The organism is Streptomyces pathocidini (genome assembly GCF_001418495.1).
Lineage (GTDB): Bacteria > Actinomycetota > Actinomycetes > Streptomycetales > Streptomycetaceae > Streptomyces > Streptomyces pathocidini.
This window is the reverse complement of the sequence record NZ_LIQY01000107.1, coordinates 1-4,103: the sequence shown is the minus strand read 5'-3', so window position 1 is coordinate 4,103 and position 4,103 is coordinate 1. Positions and strand designations below refer to the sequence as shown.

Below are 4,103 nucleotides of genomic sequence, written 5' to 3'. Positions count from 1 at the left end.
AAGAGGTGCTGCCCGGCGGGTCGGTTGGGAGCAACTCCCGCCGGGCAGCACCTCTTTGACCGCATGATGGGGTCGAGGGGGGACGATGGGAACAGCCGAGCCGTTCGATATTGAACAGGTGAACCGTAAGGCCCTCGGTGGGATGGAAACCCGGAGCAGATGGGTAAACCCGCTGTGGGCCCTGCGTATTTCATGATTTCGTATCCCGCACCCACGTGGGCCGCATGAGCCGGCGAGCGGAGCTCCCCCGGGCCTGAACGACCGGGGCGAGCCGGCCCACCCCTTCCACTGCATCCACTGCGTGCTTGCGGAGCCGATCCATGCTCACCACCCTCCAGACCGCGTACACCGACACACGTGCCGACGACCTCGCCTGGGCCCTGGGCAGGGAGCCGCTGCCCGCCCTGGCCGTGCTGGATCTCGAACTCGGCGGCGCCGCCGTGCAGTTGCGGCTGCTCGGTGCCTCCCACCAAGTGCTCGTGGAAGAGGAGCGCGGCGGCCCCTGCTCGGAGACAGTGGCCTGCATGCCGGGCAGCAGCACTCCCCTCCCGCTGGGGGTGGCCAAGCGGGTCGGGGGCTGGGAGTACGAGTTCGCGGCCCAGGTCGAGACCCATCCGCGGGAGGCCTTCGCCGAGCGCGCCCGGGAGCTGCTCGCGCTGGTGGCCGACCATCCGCACGGCATCGCCGGGACCTTCCCCGGCAGCCCGCTCGCCTTCACCGCGCTGCTCGCCCAGCACCGCGAGGGGCGGCTGCGCTGGCGGACCTGGCACACGTATCCGCAGGAGGGGAGGCTCGTCGCGACCCGCACCCAGGTCGCGGTGGCCCGCCCGCCTGTCGCGGGGCCCGGGCCGCGGGACGGTGCCGTAGCGTTCCCGGCATGATCGATCCGCCGGTGGCCCTCCCCGGCCGGCGCGCGGGGCGAGCCGTGGCACGGCACGTGAAGCGGCGGACCGCGCGCCCCCGAAGAGACCCCGCGCCGGAGAGCGCGGAACCGGACACCGAGGCGGGGGGCGCGGATCCCGAGGGTCCGGCCCCGCTGCCGGTGTCGCCGGGGATCGGCCGCTTCCTCGTCCTCGCCGCGGTCTTCGTCTGCGCGGCCTGCGGGCTGGTCTACGAGCTCGAACTGGTCGCCCTCGCCTCGTACTTGACCGGTGACTCGGTCACCCAGGCGTCGGTCGTGCTGTCCGTGATGGTCTTCGCGATGGGCCTCGGATCGCTGCTCGCCAAGCGGCTGCGGTGGCGGCCCGCCGTCGGGTTCGGGCTGGTGGAGGCGGTGCTCGCGCTGGTCGGCGGGGCCTCCGCGATGGCGCTGTACGCGGCCTTCGCCTGGTTCGGGCAGTCGCGGCCGGTGCTCGTCGCCTTCTCGCTGGCAATCGGGGTGCTGATCGGGGCCGAGGTGCCGCTGCTGATGACGCTCATCCAGCGGGTCAGCCGCCAGGACGCGGGCGGCACGGTCGCCGACCTCTTCGCCGCCGACTACGTGGGCGCGCTCGTCGGCGGCCTCGCCTTTCCCTTCCTCCTGCTGCCGCTGCTCGGCCAGTTGAGCGGGGCGCTGCTGACCGGCGCGGTGAACGCGGCGGCCGGCGGCGCGATGGTGCTGTGGCTGTTCCGCCGCGATCTGACCCGGCGCTCGCGCTGGCTGCTGATCGGCGTGAACGTGCTGGTCCTGGCCCTTCTGGCGGCCGGAACGGTGTTCGCCGCCCCCTTCGAGCGGGCGGCGCGCGAGGCGGTGTACGGGGCGGACGTGCGGGTGGCCGTACGGACCGACGTGCAGGAGGTCGTGGTGACGGGGAGCCGGCCCGCCCCCTCCTTCGCGCTCTTCCTCGACGGGCGGCTGCGCGTCAGCGGGCGGGACGAACGCCGCTACCACGAGGCGCTGGTCCACCCGGCGATGGCCGGAGCACACCGCCGCGTCCTCGTCCTCGGCGGCGGCGACGGGCTCGCGCTGCGCGAGGTGCTGCGCCACCGGGGCGTGCGGTCGGTGACGGTCGTCGAACTCGACCCGGGCGTCGTGCGGTTGGCCCGCACCGACCCCGGCCTGTCCCGGCTCAACGAGCACGCCTTCGAGGACCGCCGGGTACGGGTGGTGGCCGCCGACGCCTTCGACTGGCTGCGGGGGCAGGGGCGTTCGGGGATGGCCGCGGACGCGCGCGAGGGCTCGTACGCCGGCGGTGGCTCGTACGACGTCGTCGTCTCCGATCTGCCCGACCCCGGCATCACCGCCAGCACCAAGCTCTACTCGCAGGAGTTCTACGGGCTCGCGCGCCGCGCCCTGGCTCCCGGCGGGCGGCTCGCGGTGCACGCGGGCGCGCTGTCCTCGCGGCCGCGCGCCTTCTGGACGGTGGACGCGACCCTGCGCTCGGCGGGCCTGCGCACGGCGCCGTACCGGATCGGCGGCCGGCTCCCCGGCTTCCCCGGCGGCCCCGACCGCTTCTCCGGAGCCGGGTCCGCCCCGCGCGACTGGGGCTTCATCCTCGCGACGGCGGAGGAGCGGCCGGGCGGCGAACGGAGCGAGGGGACGAGGACGGTCCGGGCGAGGACGGTTCGGGCGGGGCTAGACGGCGGCGGGCCGCGGGGCGAACGGCCGCCGCTGCTGCGGCTGTCCGGCCCTTCCCCGCGCACCCTCACCCCCGCCGCACTGCGCTCCGCGGCCCGGGCGGCGGAGCGTGGACGCCTGACCGGACTGCCCCCTTCCACGCTGATGCACCCGCGCTACACGGACTGACGCGGCTCCACGGGCTGCCGGGCCGCCGGGTGTAGTAAGGGGGCCATGCGAAACACGCCTGCAATGTCTGCGATGCCAGCGTTCCGGACGGATGTCCGCGTCCGCGCCTGCGTGTTCGGTCTGACAGCGGCCACCCTTCTGACCGGCTTGACCGGATGCATCAACTCCGGCGCCGGAACCTCCGACTCCGTCGGTTCCGAGCCACGGGCCTGGGACCGGCAGCCGAGCACCGAGGTGACCGGTCTGCCCACCCCCGACGCCACCCCGAAGTCCGTGGTGAACGCCCTGAAGGCGATGAACACCGCCGACCTGGCCGTGCCACGCGGCGCCACGTACGCCATCGAGGGCGAGCGGGACGCGCGCGGCCACCGCGTCTGGGAGGTCTCCGTCGCCTCGAAGCGCGACGGACAGGACGCGTACACCGACGAGTACGACCTGACGGTCTCCGAGGACGGCTCGCGCGTCCTCACCAAGCGCCAGGACCTGACCCCCGACGACGACGTCGCCAAGCTGCGGTACGCGAAGTCCACCGCCGAACAGGCCGTCCAACTCGCCTACAACCAGCGGCCCGGCGAGCTCGACTCCCTGGAGACCGACACGCGTGCCGCCGACGGCAGGATCGTCTGGCAGGTCACCATGGCCGAGCCCGGCGCGGGTGACGACGACGGGGGCACGGAGGTCGTGATCGACGCGGTCAAGGGCACGGTCCTGCGCCCTGACGGCTCGGATGCGGATGGCTCGGGCGTCGAGGGCTCGGATGCTGATGGTTCGGGCGGCGGCGGTTCGGATGCGGACGGTTCGGGTGTCGACGGTTCGGGCGACGGCGGTTCGGGTGCCGGCGGCTCGGGCCCTGACGGCTCGGGTGTCGACGGCTCCGGCGCCTGACGCTCGGGACTGACGCGATAGCCGACTGCGGACGGGGGTGTCTGGGTAGGCTCGGGCCCCATGGAGCATGAGGTGTTCGTTCCGTTTTCTGCCGACACCGTGCGGCAGGCCCTCGCCGATCCCGGACGCGTCTCCCGCGCCGTCCCGGGCTTCCAGCGGGGCGCCGACGGGCCGCCGGACGCGCCCAGCGCCCACTCCGAGCCCGGCCCCGTCGATCTCTCCGGACGGCTGAAGCTGCGCGTCGGCGCCTCGACCATCACCTATCGCGGCGGCCTCCGCGTCACCGAGCTCGACAGCGGCGACTTCGCCGTCGAGGGCGGCGGCACCGAGGCTCGCGGCGGCGGATCCGTGAAGCTCGCCATGAGCGTACGGGTGTCGGCCGCCGACGGCGGATCGGTGCTGGCCTGCACCGGGACCGTCAGCAGCGACGGGCGCCTGACCGCCGCGGGCGATGCCGCGAGCGCGGTGGCGGGCCGCCGCCTGCTGGACCGCT

General features: G+C 74.3%; 3 protein-coding genes and 1 pseudogene. All 4 read left to right on the top strand.

The features are described from left to right. Positions 1-320: 320 nt before the first annotated feature. Positions 321-881, top strand: coding sequence for a DUF2617 family protein (locus AOK16_RS06890; protein ID WP_055471338.1), 561 nt, complete (start codon positions 321-323; stop codon positions 879-881). Continuing rightward, the gene (locus AOK16_RS06885) at positions 878-2,725 is read left to right on the top strand and encodes a polyamine aminopropyltransferase (RefSeq protein WP_079101129.1); all 1,848 of its coding nucleotides are present in this window, start codon (positions 878-880) and stop codon (positions 2,723-2,725) included. Before AOK16_RS06890 ends, AOK16_RS06885 begins: the two co-directional genes overlap by 4 nt. A gap of 72 nt (positions 2,726-2,797) precedes the next feature. Continuing rightward, complete coding sequence (locus tag AOK16_RS27065) at positions 2,798-3,610, top strand: PepSY domain-containing protein (protein WP_157859132.1); 813 nt, start codon at positions 2,798-2,800, stop codon at positions 3,608-3,610. 72 nt (positions 3,611-3,682) lie between these two features. Next, positions 3,683-4,103, top strand: a pseudogene (locus tag AOK16_RS06875) (hypothetical protein); the annotation flags it as partial.

What these genes read in the sequence shown, in the direction of transcription:
- AOK16_RS27065 (WP_157859132.1), top strand. Translation starts at nt 2,798, where the DNA reads ATGCCAGCGTTCCGGACGGATGTCCGCGTCCGCGCCTGCGTGTTCGGT.
- AOK16_RS06885 (WP_079101129.1), top strand. Translation starts at nt 878, where the DNA reads ATGATCGATCCGCCGGTGGCCCTCCCCGGCCGGCGCGCGGGGCGAGCC.
- AOK16_RS06890 (WP_055471338.1), top strand. Translation starts at nt 321, where the DNA reads ATGCTCACCACCCTCCAGACCGCGTACACCGACACACGTGCCGACGAC.